Origin of the sequence: Streptomyces sp. col6 (assembly GCF_008042035.1) — a bacterium.
Classification (GTDB): domain Bacteria; phylum Actinomycetota; class Actinomycetes; order Streptomycetales; family Streptomycetaceae; genus Streptomyces.
In genome coordinates this window covers 1,374,405-1,399,233 of the sequence record NZ_RDBL01000006.1, presented here as the reverse complement: position 1 = coordinate 1,399,233, position 24,829 = coordinate 1,374,405, and the positions used below count along the sequence as shown (strand labels likewise).

The 24,829-nt window shown below is 72.9% G+C and carries 1 protein-coding gene; it reads right to left on the bottom strand.

Translation table 11 applies throughout. The annotated features are described in order from the left end of the window. Nucleotides 1–5 precede the first annotated feature (5 nt). Nucleotides 6–24,797 carry a non-ribosomal peptide synthase/polyketide synthase gene (locus tag EAO73_RS10300; protein ID WP_147971078.1) on the bottom strand — a complete coding sequence of 8,264 codons (24,792 nt, stop codon included), beginning with the start codon at nt 24,795–24,797 and terminating at the stop codon, nt 6–8. Nucleotides 24,798–24,829 lie beyond the last annotated feature (32 nt).

The following is a 24,829-nucleotide window of genomic DNA, read 5'->3' as shown; positions in this document are numbered from 1 at the left end:
TCCACTCAGAGCCCGAAGTCTTCTTCGAATGCGTCGATCTCGTCCTGGCCGAGGTCGAGCAGCGGCGCCAGTGACGCCGCGGTGTGCTGGGGTGCCGCCGGGGGCGGGGTGTACGCGTCGGGGTGTTTCGCGCGGATCACCAGGGACCGCAGGGCCCGGAACCAGCCGTCGGCGAGTGCGGCCACCTCTTCCTCGGTGAACAGTTCGCCGGGCCAGCTCCAGGAGGCGACCAGGCGGGGGCCGTCGGGCCGGTCCTGGGTGAGCGAGTTCAGCTCCAGGGCGTGCGCTGCGGGCATGGCGTCGTCGCTGCCGCCGAGTCCGCCGTCGCCGTCGTTCCCGTCGTCCCCCGCGGCGAACCGGCCCAGGTAGTTGAAGCCGATCTGCGGTGCGGGGAAGGCCGCGAGGGCGGGCGCCGTCTCGGGGTTGAGGTGGCGCAGCAGGCCGTAGCCGGCTCCGTTGTCCGGCAGTTCGGCGAGCTGCCGTGCCACCTCGGCCACGGCCCGGGAGACGGCGGGGCCGCCGCAGCTGATGCTTTCCCAGTCGCTCTCCGGTACCCCGGGGTCGAGCCGGACCGGGAAGAGGCTGGTGAACCAGCCGACCGTGCGGGAGATGTCCGCGTCGGGGAGGACGTCCGCGAGGAGTTCCTCCCGGCCGTGGCCCTCCAGGTCGAGCAGGACCCCGCCATGCGCGGACCGGCCCCGGCCCCGGTTCCACTCGGTCACCGCCAGGGCGAACGCGGTCAGCAGGACGTCGTTGACCCCGGTCCGGAAGGCGGTGGGCACGCTGGTGAGCAGTGGCCCGGTCACCTCCGCGGGCAGGGTCACCGTCAGCTGGCGCGCCACCCCGGCCACGTCCCGGGCCGGGTCCAGTGCCCGGGACCCGAGGGGCTGTTCGGGCCGGCCCGCGAGCATCCGGGTCCATACGGGGAGTTCCGCGGCGCGCCCGGGGGTGCGGGCGGCGGCCGTCAGGCCGCGGGACCACTGGCGCAGGGAGGTCCACACCGGTTCCAGGACGGGTTCCCGGCCCGCGACGACCGCCTCGTACGCGGCCATCAGGTCGGGGGTCAGGATCCGCCAGGACACTCCGTCGACCACGAGGTGGTGGACGATCAGGAGCAGGCTGCCGACGCGGTCGGGGCCGGCGTCGAACCGGACCACCTGCATCATCACCCCGGCGTCGGGGTCCAGCCTGTGCTGCGCGGCGCGGCCCTCCGCGTCGAGCGCCGCCGCCGTACCGGCCGCGTCGAGTCCGGAGACGTCGACCCGGTGGATGATGTCCTCGGCCCGGACGGAGCCCTTCGGCGGGATGTGGAGCGACCAGTCGGTGTCCGTCCTGACCAGCCGGGCGCGCAGTGCGTCGTGGTGGTCCAGTACGGCCCGGACCGTGGCGGCGAGCTGTGCGTCGGTGAGGTCGCCGGGCGCGGGTGACACCACGGACTGGTTGAACCCTTCGATCCGGCCGCCCAGGTCCCGCAGCCACCGGATGATCGGGGTGGCGGGCACCGCTCCGAGTGCCGGGTCGGCCCCTTCGGGGTCGGCGGCCGGAAGCGGCTCGGCCGTGGTCCCGGCGAGGGCGGACGCGAGCGCTTCGGGCGTCTTGTGCCGGAACACCTCGCGAGGGGTCAGCACCAGGCCCTCCTGGCGGGCGCGGCCCACCAGTTGGATGGAGGTGATGCTGTCGCCCCCGAGCGTGAAGAAGCTGTCCTCCACTCCTGCGGCGGGCAGCCCGAGCACCTCCGCGAAGAGCCGGCAGAGCAGTTCCTCGCGGGGGCCGGACGGTGCGCGTCCGGCGGGGCGGGCCCCGAAGTCGGGGGCGGGCAGCGCCTTGCGGTCCAGCTTTCCGTTGGTGTTCAGCGGCAGGGCGTCCAGCGTGACGAACGCGGCCGGGACCATGTAGTCGGGCAGCTCGGCGGCGGCGTGGGCGCGCAGTGCGGCCGCGTCGGGCGCCGTCTCGCCGGCCGCCACGGTGTACGCCACCAGCAGCTTGGTGCCGGGGCGGTCCTCCCGTACGACCACGGCGACCCGGGCGACCCGCGGGTGCCTGGCCAGCACCGACTCGATCTCGCCGAGCTCGATGCGGAAGCCGCGGACCTTGACCTGGAAGTCGGTACGGCTCAGGTACTCCAGCTCGCCGTCCCGGCCCCAGCGGACCAGGTCGCCGGTGCGGTACATGCGGCTCCCGGGCAGCCCGTACGGGTCGGCGACGAACCTCTCGGCGCTCAGTCCGGGACGGCCCAGGTAGCCGCGGGCCAGGCCGGCGCCCGCGATGTACAGCTCGCCGGGGACGCCGGGTGCGACGGGGCGCAGTGCGCCGTCGAGGACGAGGACCCGGGTGTTGCGGATCGGGCGGCCGATGGGCGGGGCGCCGGCGGTGCCGTCGAGTTCGGCGGTGGTGGACCAGATGGTCGTCTCCGTGGGCCCGTACACGTTGACCGCGCGCCGGCCCTTCGCGGCCATCGCCTCGGCGAGCGCGCCGGGGACGGCCTCGCCGCCCACGAGCATGCGCAGGCCGTCGAGGGCTTCGGGGACCTGGGCGATCAGGGTCTGCCACATGGAGGGCGTGGCCTGCAGCACCGTGCCGCCGTTGTCGCGGATCAGGGCCGCGAGCGCGTGCGGGTCCAGCACCTCGTCCTTGCCCGCGACGACCACGGCGGCGCCCGCGAGCAGCGGCAGGTAGAGCTCCAGGGCCGCGATGTCGAAGGACACGGTGGTGACGGCGACGAGCCGGTCGGTACCGTCCATCGGCACTCGCGCCGCCATGTCGGCCAGGAAGTTGTCCAGGGCGGCGCGCGGGATCACGACGCCCTTGGGGCGGCCGGTCGATCCGGAGGTGTAGATGGCGTAGGCCGGGTTGCGGCCGTCGGCCGGGACGCCGTCCGGGGGCCCTGCGGGCAGGTCCGCCAGTGCGCGGACCGTCTCCGGGGTGTCGAGCAGCAGCAGCGGCGTGTCCGAAGCGGGCAGGGCGGCGGCGGTCGACTCGTTGGTGAGCAGCAGCGAGGGCCGTGCGTCGTCGAGGACGTAGCCCAGCCGCTCGGCGGGGTGCTCCGGGTCGAGCGGCACATAGGCGGCCCCGGACTTGAGGACGGCGAGCAGTGCGACCAGCAACTCCGCGGACCGGGGCAGGGCCACGGCGACGTAGCGCTCGGGGCCCGCCCCGCGCGCGGCGAGGAGGTGCGCCAGCCGGTCGGACCGCGCGTCCAGTTCGGCGTAGTCGATCCGTTCCGTCCCGGCGATCACCGCCGTGGCGTCCGGGGTGGCGGCCACCCTGCGTGCGAACAGCTCGGTCAGCGCCGGGATGCCGGGCTCCGGGTCCACGGTGCCCGCCCAGTCGCCGAGGACCAGCTTCTCCTGGCGCGGTGCCAGCAGGCTCAGCCGGCCCACGGGCAGGTCCGCGTGGCCGGGGACCTCGCCCAGGGTCCTCGCCAGGGCGGCGGCCAGCTCCTCGACCTGCTCCCGGTCGAGCACGTCCGGCCGGTGGGCGAGATCGAGGCCGAGCGAACGGCCGAGTCCGACGGTGAGGCTGAGCGGGTAGTGGGTGCTCTCGTGGTTGTCACCGCCGACGATCCCGAGCCCGCCGGCGGACTTCCGCAGTGCGGTGGCGTCGAGCGGGTAGTTCTCGAAAATCACGAGGGAGTCGAAGAGTTCGCCCTGGCCGGCGGCCCGCTGGACATCGGCGAGCGGCAGGTGCTGGTGGTCCATGAGGCCGGCCTGCTGGTCCTGGAGCCGGTCGAGCAGGGCGCCCAGCGTCTCGGCGGGGTCCGTCCTGACGCGGACGGGCAGGGTGTTGATGAAGAGCCCGACCATGGACTCGATGCCGGGGACCTGTGGCGGACGGCCGGAGACCGTACCGCCGAAGACCACGTCCTGGCGGCCGGTGAGCCGGCCCAGCACCATGGCCCAGACCGCCTGCACCACGGTGTTGACGGTGACCCCGCGCAACCGGGCCCACCGCGCCAGCGCGGCGGTCTCCTCCTCGCCCAGTTCCACCCGTATCCGGCCGGGGACGACGGGCTCCCGGGAGGCGTCCGGGGCGGTGAGGAGCGTCGGCTCGTCCAGCCCGTCGAGTACCTGGCGCCAGGCGGCCTCGGCGGCCGTACGGTCCTGGCCTGCGACCCAGCCGAGGTAGTCGCGGTACGGCGTGACGGAGGGCAGGGCGGCGCTGTCGCCCTTCTGCGCGTACAGCGAGAACAGCTCGCCCAGGAAGACCGGCATGGACCAGCCGTCGAGCAGCAGGTGGTGGTGGCTGATGACGAACCGGTGGCGGTCGGGGGCCGTCGTGAGGAGGGTGAACCGCATCAGCGGAGGCACGGCGAGATCGAACCGCCGTGTCCGGTCCTCGGCCACCAGGCGGTCCGCCTCGGCAGTGCGCTCGGCCTCGGGCAGGCGCGTCAGGTCGACGTCCTGCCAGGGGAGTTCCAAGCCGGTGGGGATGACCTGGACCGGTGCGTCGAGCCCGCCGTGCCGGAACGCGGAGCGGAGGTTGCCGTGCCGGGTGAGCAGGGTGCGCACGGCCGCTTGGAGGGCGTCCCTGTCGATGGCACCCTCGATGTCAAGGGCGAGTTGGACGGTGTAGACGTCGTGGCTGTCTTCGTCGTACACCGCGTGGAAGAGAAGTCCCTGCTGGAGCGGGGAGAGGGGCAGTACGTCGGTGAGCCGGCCGTGCTCGCTCTCCAGCCGGTCGATCTGCTCCTGGGAAAGGGAGACCAGGGGACGCAGGTCGGACGGGGTGAGCCCGCCCGCACCGGGGTCGGCCGCGTGGGCGGCGAGGGCACGCAGTGCGGCGAACCAGCCCTCGGCCAGCTTGCGTACCTCGTCCTCGGAGAACAGCGCGGCGGGCCACGACCAGTCCGCGACCAGACGCGGGCCCTCGGCGTCATCGAGTGTGGCCGCGTTGAGATCCAGGGCGTGAGTCAGGGGCATGCGCGGGTCGCGCCCGTCACCCGTGTCCGCGTCGGAGGTGAGTGCCCAGTCGGCGTCTCCGCCGTCGCGGGCGTCGAACCGGCCAAGGTAGTTGAACCCGAGCTGGGTGGTGGGGAGTTCGGCCAGGCTGGGTGCGGTCTCGGGGTTGAGGTAGCGCAGGAGGCCGTAGCCGATGCCGTTGTCCGGCAGGGCGTGAAGCTGTTCCTTGACGGCCTTCAGCGCACCGCCCCAGTCACCCGGCTTCCCCGCGTCCAAGCGGACCGGGAACATGCTCGTGAACCAGCCCACCGTCCGAGAGGTGTCCGCATCCTCGACCACGTCCTCACGACCATGACCCTCCAGGTCGACGAGCACACTCCGCGATCCTGAGCCCCGCCACTCGGCAACCGCAGCGGCGAACGCCGTCAGCAGCACGTCGTTCGCGCCGGCGCGGTACACCGCCGGAACCCTTGTGAGAAGGGAGTCGGTGACATCCGCGGGAAGCGTGAGGGACAGGTGCCGCACGGTGGCGGCGGTGTCCAGCTCCGGGTCGAGCCGGCGGGCGCCGATCATCGGATCGGTCCCGTCCAACACCTTTTCCCAGAGCGGGAGTTCGGCATCGCGGTCGGCGGCGAGGGTGTGCAGTTCCTGGGCCCAGCGGCGGAACGAGGTCCCCACCGGTTCCAGCTCCGCACCCTCGTACGCACGCGCCAGATCCGGGAGCAGCACTCGCCACGACACCCCGTCCACCACCAGGTGGTGAACGCTCAGCAGCAGCCTGCCCGCATCCTCGAACCACACCGCCTGGACCATGACGCCCGCATCCGGCGCGAGACGATCCCGAGCAGCTGCCGCAGCGAGGGAGATGTCCCCTTCGCCCCGGCTCAGCACGTCCCCGGCCCGGACCGCGCCCGGTACAGCAACCTCCAGACCCCACGTCTCCTCGCCTCGGACCAGGCGCGCACGCAGCACGTCATGACGGTCAAGGACTGCCTGAAGCGCCGACTCCAGCGCCTCATAGGTCGCCCCGGCGGGGGTGCGTACCAGCATCGTCTGGCTGAACCCGTCCACGGGGCCGCCCAGCTCACGCAACCACCCAATGATCGGCGTCTCCACCACCGAGCCCAGACCCGCACCCGGCTCCTCGACCCGCTCGGCCGACACCACACCCGCCACCACGGCCAGCGCTTCGGGCGTCCGGTGCTGGAACACCTCACGCGCCGAGAACACCAACCCCGCACGCCGCGCCCGGCTCACCAACTGGATCGACACGATGCTGTCGCCACCCAGCTCGAAGAAGCTGTCATCGCGCGACACGTGCTCCACGCCGAGCAATTCGGTGTAGAGGCCGCACAGTGTCTCCTCGCGCGGATTGCGCGGGGCCCGGCCCGTGCCGCCGCCCGTGGGCGCCGGGGCCGGCAGGGCGCGCCGGTCGAGCTTGCCGTTCACGGTCAGCGGGAGGGCGTCCAGGGAGACGAAGGCCGAGGGCACCATGTAGTCCGGCAGCGCGGCGGCCACATGGGCCCGTACGGCGGCGGTGTCCAGGTCGCCGGTGCGCGGCACGGCGTACGCGACGAGGCGCTTGATGCCCGGCCGGTCCTCGCGCACCACGACCGCGACCTGGGCCACGCCCTCGTACCGGGCGAGGACCGTCTCGATCTCGCCCAGTTCGATGCGGAATCCGCGCACCTTCACCTGGTCGTCGGAACGGCCCAGGTACTCCAACTCGCCCTTGCGGGACCAGCGCACCACGTCACCCGTGCGATACATCCGGGAGCCCGCCGGGCCGAAGGGATCGGCGACGAACCGCTCGGCCGTCAGTCCCGGACGCCCCAGGTACCCGCGCGCCAGTCCCGCACCCGCGATGTACAGCTCGCCCGCGACCCCCGGCACCACCGGGCGCAGCGCGTCGTCCAGGACGTGGACCCGGCTGTTGGTGACGGGCCGGCCGATGAGCGGCCGGACCGTGTCGGTGGTGCGTGCGGTGAGGGTGTCGACGGTGGCCTCGGTGGGGCCGTACAGGTTGTACCCGGTGACGCCCTCCGTGGCCGCCAGCTCCTGCCACAGGGCCGGGCTCACCGCCTCGCCGCCGAGGGCGATGATGCGCGGGCGGGCCCCGGGGTCGCGGACGAGTCCCTGCTCGACGAGCTGTTCCGCGTACGAGGAGGTGAGTTCCATGAAGTCGATACCGGCGGCGCGGACGTAGGCGATCAGTGCCTCCGGTTCGCGCCGGACGTCGTCCTCGATCAGGTGCAGCTCGTGTCCGGCCACCATCCACAGCAGGGGGTCGAGCGAGGCGTCGAAGGACACGGCGGCGGTGAGGGCGGCGCGCAGCGGGCGGCCCGCGTCGGCCACCTCGGCGGCGTACAGCTCCTCGAAGTGGTGGTGGTGCAGGTTGACGAGGCTGCGGTGGGCGACCACGACGCCCTTGGGGCGGCCGGTGGATCCGGAGGTGTGGATGACGTAGGCCGGGTGGTCCGGCCGCAGCGCGACGGTCCGTCCGGCGTCGTCGAGAGGTGTGCCGGGCAGTTCGCGCAGGGCCCCGACGACCTCGGGGTCGTCCAGGCCGATGTGGTGGCCGCCGCGGTCGTGCGGGAGGGCGTCCCGGGTTCCGGCGGCGGTGAGCACGGCGGAGGTGCCGACGTCCTGGAGCAGGAGAGCGGTCCGGTCCACGGGGTGCGCCGGATCGACGGGCACGTAGGCGGCACCCGCCTTGGTGACGGCGAGCACGGCGACCACAAGGTCGGTCGTACGCGGCAGCGCCACGGCGACGTACTGCTCGGGGCCGACGCCGTGCCGGCGCAGGAGGCGGGCCAGCCGGTTCGCGCGGGCGTCCAGCTCGGCGAAGGTGAGGCGGCCGTCGCGGGCCACCAGGGCCGTGGCGTCGGGGGTGTGCGCGGCCTGCCGTTCGAAGAGCTCCGGCAGGGTCGCCACCGGGACCTCGCGGGCCGTCTCGTTCCACTCGACGAGGATGCGGTGGCGTTCAGCGGCCGTGAGGGCGTCCACCGAGGACAGCTTGCGGTCCGGGTCGCCGACCAGCTCGCCGACCAGGCGCACCAGGCGGGCCGCCAGGTCCTGTGCCGTCTCGCGGTCGAAGAGGTCCGTGGCGTACTCGACCCGGCCGCCGATGCCGGCGGGCGCGCCGTCGGCACCGAAGGTCTCGGCGAGCTGGAAGGAGAGGTCGAACTTGGCCCCGTCCACAGTGACTTGCTCGGGAGCGACGTGCAGGCCGTCCAGCTGGAGCGTGGCCTCCGCGTTGTTCTGGAAGGACAGCATCACCTGGAAGAGCGGGTGGCGGGCCAGGGAGCGCTCGGGGTTCAGCACCTCCACCAGGCGCTCGAACGGCACGTCCTGGTTGGCGTAGGCCGCGAGGTCGGTTTCCCGTACCCGGCCCAGGAGTTCACGGAAGGTCGGGTCGCCCGACACGTCCGTCCGCAGCACCAGCGTGTTCACGAAGAACCCGACCAGATCGTCCAGCGCCTCGTCGGTGCGGCCGGCGACGGGCGAGCCGATCGGGATGTCGGTACCGGCGCCGAGGCGGTGCAGCAGCGCGGCCAGGGCCGCCTGGACCACCATGAAGACGCTCGCCCGGCTCGTACGGGCCAGCTCGGCCAGCGGGGCATGCGCCGCCGCCGGGATCTCCAGGGGCACGGTGTCGCCCCGGAAGCTCATCTCGGCCGGGCGGGGCCGGTCCAGGGGAAGCGCCAGCTCCTCCGGCAGGGCACCGAGGGTGTGGCGCCAGAAGGCGATCTGCCGGCCGAGGCCGCTGTCGGGGTCGTTCTCGTCGCCCAGCTCCTCGCGCTGCCACAGGGTGTAGTCGGCGTACTGGACCGGCAGCGGCTCCCAGGCGGGAGCGGTGCCGGCGTGCCGCGCGTCGTAGGCCTCGCCCAGGTCGTGGGCGAGCGGGGCCATGGACCAGCCGTCGCCCGCGATGTGGTGGACGACGATGAGCAGCAGGTGCTCGGCGGGCGAGGCCCGGAAGAGCGTGGCCCGGACCGGGATCTGCGTGGCGAGGTCGAAGTCCTGGGCCGCCGCCCGTGCCACGGCCGCCGGGTCGAGGTCGAGCACGGTCAGCTCGGGGGTCACCTCGTCCGTGGGCAGGACGAGTTGGCGCGGCCTGCCGTCGGTGTCGGGGAAGACGGTGCGCAGGCTCTCGTGGCGTGCGACGACATCGGCCAGGGCGGACCGCAGCGCGTCCGCGTCGAGCTCGCCGGTGAGGCGCACCGCGAGGGGGAGGTTGTAGGTGCCGTTGCGCTCCTCGAAGCGGTTGAGGAACCACAGCCGCCGCTGGGCGGGCGAGAGCGGAACGGATTCCGGGCGGAAGCGGGCGGTCAGGGCCCGGCGGGCGCCGGCCGCGTCACCGACCCGCTCGCCGAGGCCGGCCACGGTCGGGGTCTCGAACAGGGCGCGGACGGAGAGTTCCGCGCCGAACAGGGTGCGGACCCGGCTGACCACACGGGTGGCGAGCAGCGAGTGTCCGCCGAGGTCGAAAAAGCTGTCGTCGACCGAGACCCGTTCCACACCGAGCACCTGGGCGAAGACCTCGCAGAGGGCGGCCTCCTGCTCGGTGCGCGGCGCCCGGCCGGTCTCGGTGGCGGAACCGAGGACGGGTGCGGGCAGGGCGCGCCGGTCGAGCTTGCCGTTCGGGTTGAGCGGCAGGGCGTCCAGGGTCACGAACGCGGACGGGACCATGTACTCGGGCAGGGCGGCGGCCACATGGGCGCGCAGCTCGGCCGGGTCGGTCTGCCTGCCGTCGGCGGGGACGGTGTAGGCGGTGATCCGGCGATCGCCCGGCCGGTCCTCGCGGACGACGACGGCGGTCCGGACGACGGCCTTGTGGCGGGCGAGTACGGTCTCGATCTCGCCGAGTTCGATGCGGAATCCGCGCACCTTGACCTGGTCGTCGGTACGGCCCAGGTACTCGATCTGGCCGTCCGTGCACCACCGCACCAGGTCGCCCGTGCGGTACATGCGCTCGCCCGCAGACCCGAACGGATCAGCCACGAAACGCTCGGCCGTCAGACCCGGCCGGCCCAGGTATCCCCGCGCCAGTCCGGCGCCCGCGAGATACAGCTCTCCCGCCACACCCACCGGCACCGGATTCAGCCCGGCGTCCAGCACATAGGTGCGCGTGTTGTGCAGCGGCCGCCCGATCGGCGGGGTGCGGTCCGTGTCGGTGTCCGTGAACCAGGCGGTGGCGTACACCGTGGCCTCGGTGGGTCCGTAGATGTTCGCGAGCGTGCAGCCGGGGACGGCAGCGCGGATGGTGTCGGCCGTGTGGGCGGTGAGCCCTTCGCCCGCGAGCACGACCAGGCCGGCGCCGACGCGGGCCTCGGGGTCCTGCCCGAGGGTGTGGGCGAGCGCCGAGGGCACCGCGCTGATCATGCTGTAGGTGCGGGCACTGGTCTCCAGGAGGGCGAGGATGTCCCGCACCACCTCGATGCGTCCGCCGCTGAGCAGCGGGCCGAACATCTCGAAGACGGAGACGTCGAAGTTCAGCGAGGTCGCGGCGAGCACGTCGGAGAGCCGGTCGCGGCCGATGCCGGCGATCGCCCAGGCCGCGAAGTCGGTGACATTGCGATGGGCGACGACCACACCCTTGGGGCGGCCGGTGGAGCCGGAGGTGTAGATGACGTACGCGGGGTGGTCCGGCACCAGGGGCCGGACCCGGTCCGCGTCGGACGGAGCGGTGTCCGGGAACCCGGCGATCCTGTCCGCGAGTTCGGGCCCGTCGAGCACCAGACGCCGGGTGTCACCGGGCAGTACGGCGGCGGCCTCGCCGGTGGTGAGTACGAGGGCGGGCCGGGCGTCGTCCAGCATGAACGCGATGCGGTCGGCCGGGTATCCGGGGTCGACCGGCAGATAGGCGGCACCGGACTTCAGGACGGCGAGCAGGGCGACGATCATCTGCTCGGAACGGGGCAGGGCCAGGGCGACGAGCTGTTCCGGTCCGACGCCCAGGTCGATGAGCAGCCGGGCGAGGCGGTCGGCGCGTGCGTCGAGTTCCGCGTAGGTGAGTTCGGTGCCCGCGTGGCCCACCGCCGGGTTGCCGGGCGTCCGGGCGGCCTGGGCCTCGAACAGCGCGGGCACGGTGGCCGGGGCCACGTCCCGGTGGGTGTCGTTCCACTCGGTGAGCAGCCGGTGGCGCTCGTCGCCGGTGAGGAGGTCGACGGAGCCGATGCGGGCGCCGGGGTCGGCGGTCACGGCGTCCAGCAGCCGCACCAGGCGGTCGCCGAGCGCCTCGGCGGTGCCGGGGTCGAAGAGGTCGGCGGCGTACTCGACGACGCCCCGGAGTCCGGCCGGACCACCGTCGGCGGCGAAGGTCTCCTCCAGGGAGAACAGCAGGTCGAACCGGGAGGCCGCGATCGGGACGTGGTGGGCGGCGGCCCGCAGCCCGTCGAGGTCGAGCGTCGCCTCCGCGTTGTTCTGGAAGGCCAGCATGACCTGGAACAGGGGGTGCCTGGCGGACGAGCGAACCGGGTTGAGGATTTCGACCAGCCGCTCGAAGGGCACGTCCTGGTTGGCGTAGGCGGCCAGGTCGTTCTCGCGGACCCGCTCCACCAGCTCCCGGAACGTCGGGTCACCGGAGAGGTCGGTGCGCAGCACCAGCGTGTTCACGAAGAACCCGACCAGATCGTCCAGCGCCTCGTCCGTGCGGCCGGCGATGACACTGCCGACGGGGATGTCGTCGCCGGCGGCGAGCCGGCCCAGCAGCGCGGCCAGCGCGGCCCGGACGACCATGAAGACGCTGACATGGCTCTCGCGGGCCAGGGCCACGATGCGCTCGTGTACCTCGGCCGGCAGCCGCAGCGGGACGCTCCCGCCCCGGTAGCTCGTTTCGGCGGGCCGGGGCCGGTCGGTGGGCAGCACCAGTTCCTCGGGGAGTCCCGCGAGCGTGGTCCGCCAGTGGTCGATCTGCCGGGCCAGCGGGCTCGTCGGGTCGTTCTCGTCGCCCAGGACCTCGCGCTGCCACAGGGTGTAGTCGGCGTACTGGACGGGCAGCGGCTCCCAGGCGGGTGCCGTGCCGCTGTGCCGCGCGTCGTAGGCGAAGCCGAGGTCGCGGGCGAACGGGGCCAGGGACCAGCCGTCCCCCGCGATGTGGTGCAGCACCACCAGCAGCACATGGTCCGTGCCGGATCCGGCGGCGTCGGTCACCTGGAACAGCCGGGCGCGCAGGGGCGGTTCGACGGAGAGGTCGAAGCCCTCCCCGGCCGCTTCCGCGAGCGCCGTGTCGAGTCCGGCCGCCGTGACCGCGGTGACGGGCAGGCCGGGACGGGACACCTCGGCGGGCAGGACGAGCTGGCGGGGCCGGCCGTCGACCTCGGGGAAGACGGTGCGCAGGCTCTCGTGGCGGACGACCACATCGCCGAGCGCGTCCCGCAGGGCGTCCGGGTCGAGCGCCCCGGTGAGGCGGAGCGCCAAGGGCAGGTTGTAGGTGGCGCCGGGGCCCTCGAAACGGTTCAGGAACCAGAGCCTGCGCTGCGCCGGGGACAGCGGGACCTCCTCCGGCCGTTCCCGGGCGGTCAGGGCCCTGCGGGCCCGGTTCGCGCCGGTGACGCGCTCCGCGAGCAGGGCGACCGTCGGCGCCTCGAACAGGGTTCGGACGGCGAGTTCGGCGCCGAAGACCGCGCGGATACGGCTGACCAGCCGGGTGGCGAGCAGGGAGTGTCCGCCGAGGTCGAAGAAGCTGTCGTCGACAAGGACGCCGGGCAGGCCGAGCACTTCGGCGAAGAGGGCCGCGAGAATCTCCTCCTGCGCGTTGCGGGGCGCGCGTCCCGTACCGGAAACACCGAGGTCGGGGGCGGGCAGGGCCCTGCGGTCGACCTTCGCGTTGGCGGTCAGGGGAAGCGCGTCGAGCGTCACGAAGGCGGACGGGACCATGTACTCGGGCAGCCGGCCGGCGGCGTGCGCGCGCAGGTCCGCCGGGTCGGCGGTGGCGCCCGACGGGACGACATAGGCGACGATCCGCTGGTCCCCCGGCCGGTCCTCACGGACCATGACGGTCGCCTGTGCGACGTCGGCGTGCTCCGCCAGCGCGGCCTCGATCTCGCCGAGTTCGATGCGGAATCCGCGCACCTTGACCTGGTCGTCGGTACGGCCCAGGTATTCGATCTGCCCGTCCGTACTCCACCGCACCAGGTCGCCCGTGCGGTACATGCGCTCCCCCACCGACCCGAACGGATCGGCCACGAAACGCTCAGCGGTCAGACCGGGCCGGCCCAGATACCCACGGGCCAGTCCGGCGCCCGCGAGATAGAGCTCTCCCGCCACACCCACCGGCACCGGATTGAGCCCGGCGTCCAGCACATAAGTGCGCATGGAGTCGAGGGGACGGCCGATGGGGATGCCGGCCGGGGTCTCGGCCGCGCTCCTGATCGTGTACGTGGTGGCGAAGGTGGTGGTCTCGGTCGGGCCGTAGCCGTCGACGACGACGAGCCCCGGGCAGGCCTCCAGCACCCGCGCGACGGCGGCGGCGGGCACCACGTCACCGCCGGTCCACACCTGGCCGAGACGGCCGAGGCTGCCGGGGCCGTCCTCAGCGATCAGCCGGAAGAGCCCGGCGGTCAGCCAGAGCGCGGTGACACCGTGCCGTGTGACGGTCTCGCGCAGCCGCACCGCGTCGAGGTCACCGGGGGCGGCGACGACGACCTGGCCACCGCCGAGCAGCGGCACCCACATCTCGTACGTGGAGGCGTCGAACGCGGCCGGTGAGTGCAGCAGGACCCGGTCGTGCCCGAACTCGAACCTCCGGTCGGCGGCCAGCGCGGCGATGTCGCGGTGCGTGACCCCGACGCCCTTGGGCACGCCCGTGGAGCCGGACGTGAACATCACGTACGCCAGCTGCTCCGGGTGCACCGGGACGGCGGGGTCGTGCGCGGGCGCGTCGGACGCGGTCAGGGCCGGGCCCGCCTCGATCACGGTCAGGTCGGGCGCCGCCGCACGGTCGGGTGCGCCGGGGTCGGTGAGCAGCACCCGGGCGCCTGTCTCGGCGAGGATGTGCCGGACCCGGGAGTCGGGGAAGCGCGGGTCGAGCGGTACGTACACGCCGCCGGCCTTGAGGACGGCCAGCACGGCCGCCACCAGGTCGGGCGAGCGCTCCATGAGCAGCGCGACCCGGTCCTCGGGCCGTATCCCGGCCGCGACGAGGCGGTGCGCCAGCCGGTTGGCGCGCGCGTCGAGTTCCCCGTACGAGAGGGTGCCCCCGTCGTGGACGACGGCGTCGGTGGACGGGGACCAGGCCGCGAGTTCGGCGAAGAGCGCGGGGACCGGGCGGTCGCCGGCCTCGTTCTGCTCGGTGTCGTTCCAGGTGACCAGCAGCTGGTGCCGCTCCTTTGCGCCGAGCGGCGACATCCTGGCGACGGGAGTCTCGTACCGGGCGGGCGCGTCCTCCAGCAGCCGGACGAGCCGGCCCATCAGGGTGTCCGCCGCCGCGGCGTCGAAGAGGTCGGTACGGAAGTCGAGCCGCAGCTGAAGGCGCTCACCGGGGACGGCGGTCAGGATGAGCGGGTAGTGGGTGGCGTCGTGGCCCTCGATCCCGGTGACCGACAGACCGCCGCCGATGTCCAGGACGTCCGCGTCGAGCGGGTAGTTCTCGAACACGACCAGCGTGTCGAAGAGTTCACCGTAACCGGTCGCCTGCTGGATGTCGGTCAGGCCGAGGTACTGGTGGTCCATGAGGCCGGCCTGCTGGTCCTGGAGCCGTTCGAGCAGGGCGCCCAGCGTCTCGGCAGGATCCAGCCGGACGCGTACGGGCAGGGTGTTGATGAAGAGCCCGACCATGGACTCGATGCCGGGGACCTGCGGCGGGCGGCCCGAGACCGTACCGCCGAAGACCACGTCCTGACGACTGGTCAGCTGACCCACCACGATCGCCCACACCGCCTGGAGCAGGGTGTTGAAGGTGACGCCGCCCGCGCGGGTGAGTGCGGTGAGCCGATCGGTGAGGTCGGCGGGCAGGTCGACGAGGAGGCGGCCGGGGGCGGCAGGGCTGCCGTCACGGCCTGCGGGGGCCACCAGGGTGGGCCCGTCGAGGCCGTCGAGCACCTGCCGCCAGGCGGTCTCGGCAGCGGTACGGTCCTGGGCGGCGATCCAGGCGAGGTGGTCGCGGTTGGGGGTGACGCGGGGCAGGGCCGAGCCGTCACCGGAGCTGTTGTAGAGCGCCAGCAGCTCCTTGACCAGGACCGGCATGGACCAGCCGTCGAGCAGGATGTGGTGGTTGGTGACGACCAGGCGGTGCTGCTCCGCACCGGTCCTGAGCAGAGCGAACCGCATCAGCGGGGGCCGGGCGGCGTCGAAACGCGCGGTGCGGTCCTCGGCCATCCAGCGCCGCAGCTCCGGCTCGCGGTCCTCGGCCGGGAGGTCACTGAGGTCCAGCTCCTGCCAGGGGAGTTCGAAGCCGGCGGGGATGACCTGGACCGGCGCGTCGAGTCCGTCGTGCCGGAACGCCGCACGCAGTCCCCCGTGGCGGGCGAGCAGGGTGTGCGCAGCGGCCCGCACGGCGTCCGCGCGGAGGGGCCCCTCGATATCGAGGGCGAGTTGGACGGTGTAGACGTCGTGGCTCTGCTCGTCGTACACCGCGTGGAAGAGAAGTCCCTGCTGGAGGGGAGAGAGAGGCAGTACGTCGGTGAGCCGGCCGTGTTCGCTCTCCAGGCGGTCGATCTGCTCCTGGGACAGGGTGACCAGGGGACGCAGATCGGAGGGGGTGAGCCCGCCGGCACCGGGGTCGGCCGCGTGGGCGGCGAGGGCACGCAGTGCGGCGAACCAGCCCTCCGCCAGCTTCCGTACCTCGTCCTCGGAGAACAGCGCCGCCGGCCACGACCAGTCCGCGACCAGGCGCGGACCGTCCTGGTCGTCGAGGGTGACCGCGTTGAGGTCGAGCGCGTGGGTGAGCCCCATACCCGGGTCGCGGCCGTCGCCCAGCTCGGCGTCGGAGGTGAGTGCCCAGTCGGCGTCCTGGCCGTCGCGGGCGTCGAACCGGCCCAGGTAGTTGAACCCGATCTGAGCGGTGGGGAGTTCAGCGAGGCTGGGTGCGGTCTCGGGGTTGAGGTAGCGCAGGAGGCCGTAGCCGATGCCGTTGTCCGGCAGGGCATGAAGCTGTTCCTTGACGGCCTTCAGCGCACCGCCCCAGTCACCCGGCTCCCCCGCGTCCAAGCGGACCGGGAACATGCTCGTGAACCAGCCCACCGTCCGGGAGGTGTCCGCACCCTGGACGATGTCCTCGCGGCCGTGGCCCTCCAGGTCGACAAGCACACTGCGCGATCCTGAGCCCCGCCACTCGGCAACGGCTGCGGCAAACGCGGTGAGCAGTACGTCGTTCACGCCCGCCCGGTACACCGCCGGGACTCGCGCGAGCAGAGGAGCGGTGACATCGGTCGGCAGGGTGAGAGAGAGGTGGTGGACCGTGGCGGCCGAGTCCACCTCCGGGTCGAGGCGACGGGCACCGATCGGGGCGTCCTCGTCGCTCAGCACGTCTTCCCAGAAAGGGAGTTCGTCTGCCCTGTCCTCGGCGAGGGTGTGCAGTTCCTGGGCCCAGCGGCGGAACGAGGTCCCCACCGGCTCCAGCTCCGCACCCTCGTACGCACGCGCCAGATCCGGAAGCAGCACCCGCCACGACACCCCGTCCACCACCAAGTGATGAAGAGTCAGCAGCAGTCGGCCCACATCCTCGAACCACACCGCCTGCACCATCACACCCGCATCCGGCGCAAGACGGCCCTGCGCCGCGCGAGCCCCGTCCGAGATCTCGCCCTCGCCCCGGCGCAGTACGTCCCCGGCCCGCACCGCGCCCGGTGCGGCCACCTCCAGGCCCCACGTGTCGTCACCACGGACCAGGCGTGAACGCAGCACGTCATGACGGTCCAGCACGGCCTGAAGCGCCGACTCCAGCCCTTCGTACGTGATCCCATCCGGCGTGCGTACCAGCATCGTCTGGCTGAACCCGTCCACGGGGCCGCCCAGCTCACGCAACCACCCAATGATCGGCGTCTCCACCACCGAACCCAGACCCGCACCCGGCTCCTCGACCCGCTCGGCCGACACCACACCCGCCACCACGGCCAACGCCTCCGGCGTCCGGTGCTGGAACACCTCACGCGCCGAGAACACCAACCCCGCACGCCGCGCCCGACTCACCAACTGGATCGACACAATGCTGTCGCCACCCAGCTCGAAGAAGCTGTCATCGGCGGCCACCGCGTCGAGTCCGAGGACTTCGGCGTAGATCCCGCACAGAAGCTCTTCCCGGGGCGTGCGGGGCTGCCGCCCCTCGCCGGCACCGGCGTACTCCGGCGCGGGAAGCGCCTTGCGGTCGAGCTTGCCGTTGACGGTCAGCGGGAGGGCGTCCAGGGAGACGAAGGCCGAGGGCACCATGTAGTCGGGGAGGACAGTGGCCACGTGTCGGCGCAGCACATCCACGGCCGGAGCCGGGTCGGTGGCCGGTACGACGTAGGCGACGAGGCGTTTGATGCCGGGCCGGTCCTCGCGGACGACGACGGCGACCCGGGCCACGCTCTCGTGACGGGCGAGGACCGTTTCGATCTCACCGAGCTCGATGCGGAAGCCTCGGACCTTGACCTGGTCGTCGGAACGGCCGAGGTATTCCAGCTCGCCCTTGCGGGACCAGCGCACCACGTCACCCGTGCGGTACATCCGCGAGCCCGCCGGACCGAACGGGTCGGCCACGAACCGCTCGGCGGTCAGGCCCGGACGGCCCAGATACCCACGGGCGAGGCCGGAGCCGGCCACGTACAGCTCGCCTGCCACGCCGGGTGCCACCGGACGCAACGCATCGTCCAGGACATACGTACGTGTCCCCGGCACCGGGCCACCGATCGGCGGCACACCCGAACCTGCCACCAGACGGCCCGACATCGACGCCGCCACGGTCGACTCCGTCGGGCCGTAGGCGTTCACCATCAGACGGCCCGGCGCCCACCGGTCCACCAGCTCGGCCGAAGTGGCGTCGCCGCCCACGATCAGCGACCGGAACAGAGGGAACTCCCCGTCCGGAACACTCGCCAGCGCGGCCGGCGGGATCAGCGCGTGCGACACCTCGCGCTCGACGAGCACCTTCGCCAGCACATCCCCGGCCAGCGGACCCGGCGGCGGAACCACCAACGCACCACCCGAGCCGAACGCCATCACCAGCTCCAGCACGGACGCGTCGAAACTCGGAGACGCGAACTGCAACACCCGACTCTCCGGGCCCGCTTCGCATTGCTCCACCAGCCCTGCGGCAAACCCGGCGATACCCCGATGTGAGACGACCACACCCTTGGGGCGCCCGGTGGAACCCGACGTATAGATCACATACGCCGCACTGTCCGCACGCACCGACACCTCGGGCCGCGAAACAGTCACCTCATCTTCGATACGGGGAAGTTCACGCAGCACCAGCACCGGGGACGCGTCCGCGAGCATGTAATCGATCCGGTCCTGCGGATACTCCGGGTCCACCGGCAGATACGCCGCACCCGCCTTCAGCACCGCCAACTGCGCCACGACGATGTCCACCGAACGCGGCAGCACCAACGCCACCACACCCTCAGAACCAACCCCCTGACCACGCAACCAATGCGCCAGCCGATTCGCCCGCACCTCCAGCTCCGCATACGACAGGGCCACACCCCCGTCGCCCGTCACCGCGACCGCATCCGGCGTCCGCTCCACCCACCGCTCGAACAAGCCATGCAACGTCACCGGCTCACACACACGCCCCGACGACGCCCACTCCCCCAGCACCAAACCCCGCTCGGCACCCGACAGCACCTCCACACCACCAGCCCGCACCCCCGGATCAGCAGCCACCACCTCCAACACCCGCACCAACCGCTCCACCACACCCACCACCGACACCCGGTCGAACAGATCGACCGCGAACTCCACGCTCCCCTCGATGCCCTCCGACGTCTCGGCGAGGGTGAAGGAGAGGTCGAACTTCGCCGTGTCCAGGCGGACCGGCTGCCGGCTGACCTCGATGCCGGGGAGTTCCAGGTCGGCCGACGGGATGTTCTGCAGTTGCAGCGAGACCTGGAAGAGCGGGTGGCGGGCCATGGAGCGCTCGGGGTTCAGTACCTCCACCAGCCGCTCGAACGGCACATCCTGGTTCGCGTACGCCGCGAGATCCGTCTCCCGCACGCGGTCCAGGAGTTCGGCGAAGGTCGGGTCGCCCGACACGTCGGTGCGCAGCACGAGTGTGTTGATGAAGAAGCCGACCAGGTCGTCCAGCGCCTCGTCCGTGCGGCCCGCGACGGGCGAGCCCAGGGCGATGTCGGTGCCGGCGCCGAGGCGGTGCAGCAGGGTGGCCAGGGCGGCCTGGACGACCATGAAGAGGCTCGTGCCCGTGGTGCGGGCCAGCTCACCGAGCCGGGTGTGGAGTGCGGCCGGGATGTGGAAGGGGACGGTGTCGCCCCGGTAACTCATCTCCGCCGGACGCGGCCGGTCCACCGGAAGCACCAACTCCTCCGGCAACCCCGCCAACACCCCACGCCAGTAATCCACCTGACGCGACAATTCACTGGCCGGGTCGGCCTCGTCACCCAGCACGTCGCGCTGCCACAACGTGTAGTCCGCGTACTGCACCGGCAACGCCACCAGCTCCGGCGCACCACCGCCCGCACGCGCCGCGTAGGCCTCGCCCAGGTCGCGGGCCAGGGGTGCGAGGGACCAGCCGTCGCCCGCGATGTGGTGCACCACGACCAGCAGCACATGGTCATCGGGTGCGACGGTCACCAGGTGGGCGCGGACCGGTATCCCGTGGACCAGGTCGAAGCCCTCGGCGGCGATCGCGGCCAGGGTGTCGTCAAGGGTCTCGGCGGTGGCGTCGGTCCGGTGCAGCCGGGGCCGGGCCGCCGGGTCCGAGGCATCCAGGACCAGCTGGCGGGGGCGTCCGTCGACGTCGGGGAACAAGGTGCGCAGCGCTTCGTGACGCACCGTCACATCGGCGAGCGCGGCCTCCAGCGCGGCCGGGTCGGGGATTCCGCGCAGCCGTAGCGAGAGGCCCAGGTTGTAGGTGCCGCTGGGGCCCTCCAGGTGCGCGAGGAACCAGAGCCGGCGCTGTGCGTGCGAGAGGGGGATCTCGGCGGGCCGCTCACGCGGGCGCAGCGGCTCGCGGGCGCCCTCCGCGTCGTCGAGTACGGCGGCGAGCGCCGCGACGGTTGGCGTCTCGAAGAGGGCGCGCACGGTGAGTTCGACACCGAGGGCCGACCGGATGCGGCTGATCAGCCGGGTGGCGAGCAGCGAGTGGCCGCCCAGGTCGAAGAAGCTGTCGTCGACGGTGACCCGTTCCAGGCCCAGGACCTCCGCGAACAGGCCGCACAGCAGGTTCTCGCGGTGGGTGCGCGGGGCCCGGCCCTCGCCGGATGCGGCGAAGTCGGGGGCGGGCAGTGCCCTGCGGTCGAGCTTGCCGTTGGTCGTCACCGGCAGGGCGTCGAGCAGGAGCACGGCGGCCGGGACCATGTAGTCGGGCAGCGCGGCGGCGATGTGCGCCCGCAGTTCGGCGGGGTCGGCGGTGCCGGAGGCGGGGACGGCGTAGGCGACGAGGCGCTTGTCGCCGGGGCGGTCCTCGCGGACGACGACGGTGCCCTGGGCGACGCTGTCGTGCCCGAGGAGGACGCCCTCGATCTCGCCGAGTTCGATGCGGAAGCCGCGGATCTTGACCTGGTCGTCGACGCGGCCGAGGTAGTGCAGTTCGCCGTCGTCCGTCCACCGGACGAGGTCGCCGGTGCGGTACATGCGGGCGCCGGGGGCGCCGTGGGGGTCGGCCGTGAAGCGTTCGGCCGTCAGTCCGGGTCGGCCGAGGTAGCCGCGGGCGAGGGCGGCGCCGGTGAGGTACAGCTCTCCGGGGACGCCGGCGGGCACCGGCTGGAGGGAGGCGTCCAGTACGTACACGCGGGTGTTGGTGATGGGGCGGCCGATCGGGGGCGCGCCGGCGCCGGGCCGGAGGGGGGCGCTCATGCTGGCACAGACCGTCGACTCGGTGGGGCCGTAGGCGTTGACCATGCGGCGGCCCTCGGACCAGCGGGCGACGAGTTCCGGGGAGCACGCCTCACCGGCGGTGACCAGGCTCATGCCGTCGGGGAGTCGGGCGTCGCCCATGGCGGCGAGCACGACCGGGGGCAGGGTGGCGTGGGTGACGCGCTGGTCGGCGAGGAGCCGGGCGAGGGGTTCGCCGGCGGCCAGCCGTTCGGCCGGGGCGAGGACGAGGGTGGAGCCGCAGAGCAGCGTGGCGAGGATCTCCCAGATCGAGGCGTCGAAGCTGGGTGAGGAGAACTGCAGCACCCGGTGGCCCTCGCCGCCGCCGAACGCCTCGCGGTGCGCGACGGCCATGCTGGCGACGCCGGTGTGGCTGACCACAACGCCCTTGGGGCGGCCGGTGGAGCCGGAGGTGTAGATGACGTACGCGGCGTCGAGCGGGGTGAGGAGGGCCGGGTCGAGGCCGTGGGCGGGGAGCTGCGTGTCGTCGAGAAGCAGCAGCCCCGGCCCGTCGTCGGGCAGGGCGGTCCGGTGTGCGGTGTCGCTGAGGACGAGGGCGGGGCGGGCGTCGCCGAGGATGTACGCGATCCGCTCGGCCGGGTAGGCAGGGTCGACCGGTACGTAGGCTGCGCCCGCCTTCATCGTCGCGAGGAGGGAGACGATCGTACCGGCCGAGCGGCCGAGCGCCACGGCCACGCGGTCGCCCCGCCGGACGCCACGTTCGTGGAGGAGCCGGGCCAGGCGTGCCGCGCGGTCGTCGAGCTCGCGGTAGGTCAACGCGGTGTCCTCGAAGACGAGGGCGGTGGCGTCGGGGGTGCTGCGGACCTGGTGGGCGAAGAGCTCCGGGGTGGTGGCGTACGGAACGTCCCGCGCGGTGTCGTTCCAGGTGACGAGGGTGCGGTGCCGCTCGTCGGCGGAGAGCACGTCGACGGCGCCGACGCGGGTGTCGGGGGCGGTGGTGACGGCCTCGAAGAGCCGGAGGAAACGGTCACCGATCGTGCGCGCGGTCGCGGGGTCGAAGAGGTCGAGGGCGTACTCGATCCGGATCTCGACACCCGCGGGCCGGCCGTCGTCGGTGAAGCGCTCCCCCAGCCGGAAGGAGAGGTCGAACTTGGCGGTGTCGGTCTCCAGGTTGCGGGCCGTCGCGGTCAGCCCCGGCAGATCGAGGACGGGTGCGGCGTTGTCCTCCAGGGCGAGGGTGACCTGGGCGAGGGGGTGCCGGGCCATCGAGCGCACCGGGTTGAGGATTTCGACCAGCCGCTCGAAGGGCACGTCCTGGTGGGCGTACGCGGCCAGGTCGGCCTCCCGGACCCGCTCCACCAGCTCCCGGAAGGTGGGGTCGCCCGACAGGTCGGTGCGCAGCACCAGGGTGTTGACGAAGAAGCCGACCAGGTCGTCCAGCGCCTCGTCGGTGCGGCCGGCGATGACGGTGCCGACGGGGATGTCGTCGCCGGCGCCGAGCCGGCCCAGCAGGGCGGCCAGCGCGGCCTGGGCGACCATGAAGACACTCGCGCCGCTCTCCCGCGAGAGGGTGGTCAGGCGCTCGTGCGTCCGCGCGGTGAGCCGCAGGCCGATGTGGCCTCCCCGGTGGCTCGCGACCGCCGGGCGGGGCCGGTCGGCGGGGAGGGCCAGCTCCTCGGGCAGGCCTGCGAGGGTGTCCTTCCAGTGCGCGATCTGCCGGGCGAGGACGCTGCGCGGGTCGGTCTCGTCGCCCAGCAGATCCTGCTGCCAGAGGGTGTAGTCGGCGTACTGGACCGGCAGCGGTGCGAACTCCGGGGCGATGCCGTCGAGCCGGGCCGTGTAGGCCAGGCTCAGGTCGCGGGTGAAGGGGGCGACCGACCAGCCGTCGCCCGCGATGTGGTGCACCACGACGAGCAGGACATGGCGTTCCGGGGCGACGGTGAACAGGTCTGCCCTGATGGGGAGTTCGGTGGCGAGGTCGAATCCGCGCGCGGTCGCGTCGGTGAGCGCGCGGTCGAGCGCGTCGGCGGCGGTCGCGGTGACGGTCAGGTGGGGGCGCGCGTCGGCGGCCGGAAGCACGTGCTGGTACGGGACTCCGTCCCGGACCTGGAAGACGGTGCGCAGGCTCTCATGGCGTGCGACGACGTCGGCGAGGGCGGCGCGCAGCGCGTCGGTGTCCGGGCGGCCGGTCAGTTCGACGACGAGCCCGTCGTTGTACGAGGTGTCGCCGCTCTCCATCTGGTTGAGGAACCAGAGCCGGTTCTGCGCGGCGGACAGCGGGAGGGGTTCCGGCCGGGTGCGGGCGGTGAGGGCCTGGCGGGCGCCGGCGGCGAGGCCGAGCGCCTCGGCGAGGGTGGCGACCGTGGCGTTCTCGAACACGGTGCGCAGGGTGAGTTCGGCGCCGAGCTCCTTGCGGATACGGCCGACGAGCCGGGTGACCTGGAGAGAACTGCCGCCCAGCAGGAAGAAGTTGTCGTGGACGGAGTGGACGTCACGGCCGAGGACGTCGGCGAAGAGGCCGCGAAGTGCCTCCTCCTCGGGGGTACGGGGGGCGACGGTCTCGGTGGCCCCGGTGTCGCCGCCGGCCGGGTCGGCGGCGGTCGTCCGCGTCCGCGCGGCGGAGTCGCGCGGGGGCGCGGGGCGGCCGGTGTCCGGGGCGAGGGAGTCGACGCGCCGGCCGGGCTCGGCCGTGCCGAGGGCGTCGAGGAAACCGAGGAACGTGTCCAGGTACGCGCCCAGGTCCTCGTCGGTGTAGTGGTCGGGGTTGGCGTCGAAGTCGATCTGGAGTCCGCCGCCGGTGCCCCGGTCGTACACCTGGAACGAGAGGTCGTCGGCCGGGCCGATGGAGAGGCTGTGCGGCCGGGCCGGGTGTCCGCCGAAGGTGAGGTCGTAGTCGAGGATCATGATGTTCACGTGCGGGCCGACGAGCCGGCGGTCGTCGGCGAGCATGCCGAGGTCCCGGCGCAGGTCCTCGAACTGGTAGCGCTGGTGCTTCATCGCGGCGCGCAGCTCCGCCGAGACCTCGTGCAGAAGCTCCTCGACGGTGATCCCGGGCCGGACGGCGACCCGCAGCGGCAGCACGTTGGAGACCATGCCGGGAACGCTGCGGGCGCGCTTGCCGAGGCGGGTGGAGACGGGCAGGCCGAGCACGATCTCGGGCTCGCCGGTGAGGCGCTGGATCCAGGCGGCGACGGCGGCGATCAGGGCGGGCGGCCAGGTGACGGAGACCTCGCTCGCCAGGGTGCGCAGGCGGTCGGTCTCCAGCGGGTCCAGCCGTGCGGTGCGCCGGACCAGGGAGGTGGCCAGGGAGGGCTGCGCGCCGGAGAGGCTGACCGGCTCGGGGCAGTCCTTGAGCCGGTCGATCCAGTAGCCACGGTCGGTGCCGAAGCGCTCGGAGTCCCGGTACGCGGCCTTCTCGTCCAGCAGCTGTGCCAGGGGGGCGAACGGGGTCGCCGGGACCGGTTCGCCGGCCACCAGCGCCGAGTAGACGGCGGCGGTGCGGTGGACGACCAGGTTGACGGTGAACCCGTCGAGCAGCAGGTGGTGGTAGCGGTGCAGCCAGAGGTGGCAATCCTCGGAGAGCTTGAAGAGGGCGAAGAGGAAGAGCTGGTCGTGCTCGGGGTCCAGGGGCCGCGCGAAGTCCTCGTCCATCCAGGCGCGGGCCGCCGCCCACGGGTCGCTCTCGCCGCTGACGTCGACGACGTGCAGTCCCCAGTCCAGGGTGTCGGCGGGGACGACGCGGGCGGCGGGGCCGGCCTCGGTGTCGACGAAGCGCTGACGCAGTGTGTCGGCCTCGCGGACGACGTGCCGGAGCGCTGTCTCGAAGAGGGCGGCGTCGACCGGGCCGCTGATTTCCAGGAACTCACCGATGTTGAAGATCGTGTTCCGCGGATTCAACTGCTGCGCGTACCAGACGCCCGACTGGGCAGCGGTCAACGGCAGAAGGGCGCCCGGAAGGTCAGACACAGCTACTCACCCTCAATGAAATGACGGAACAA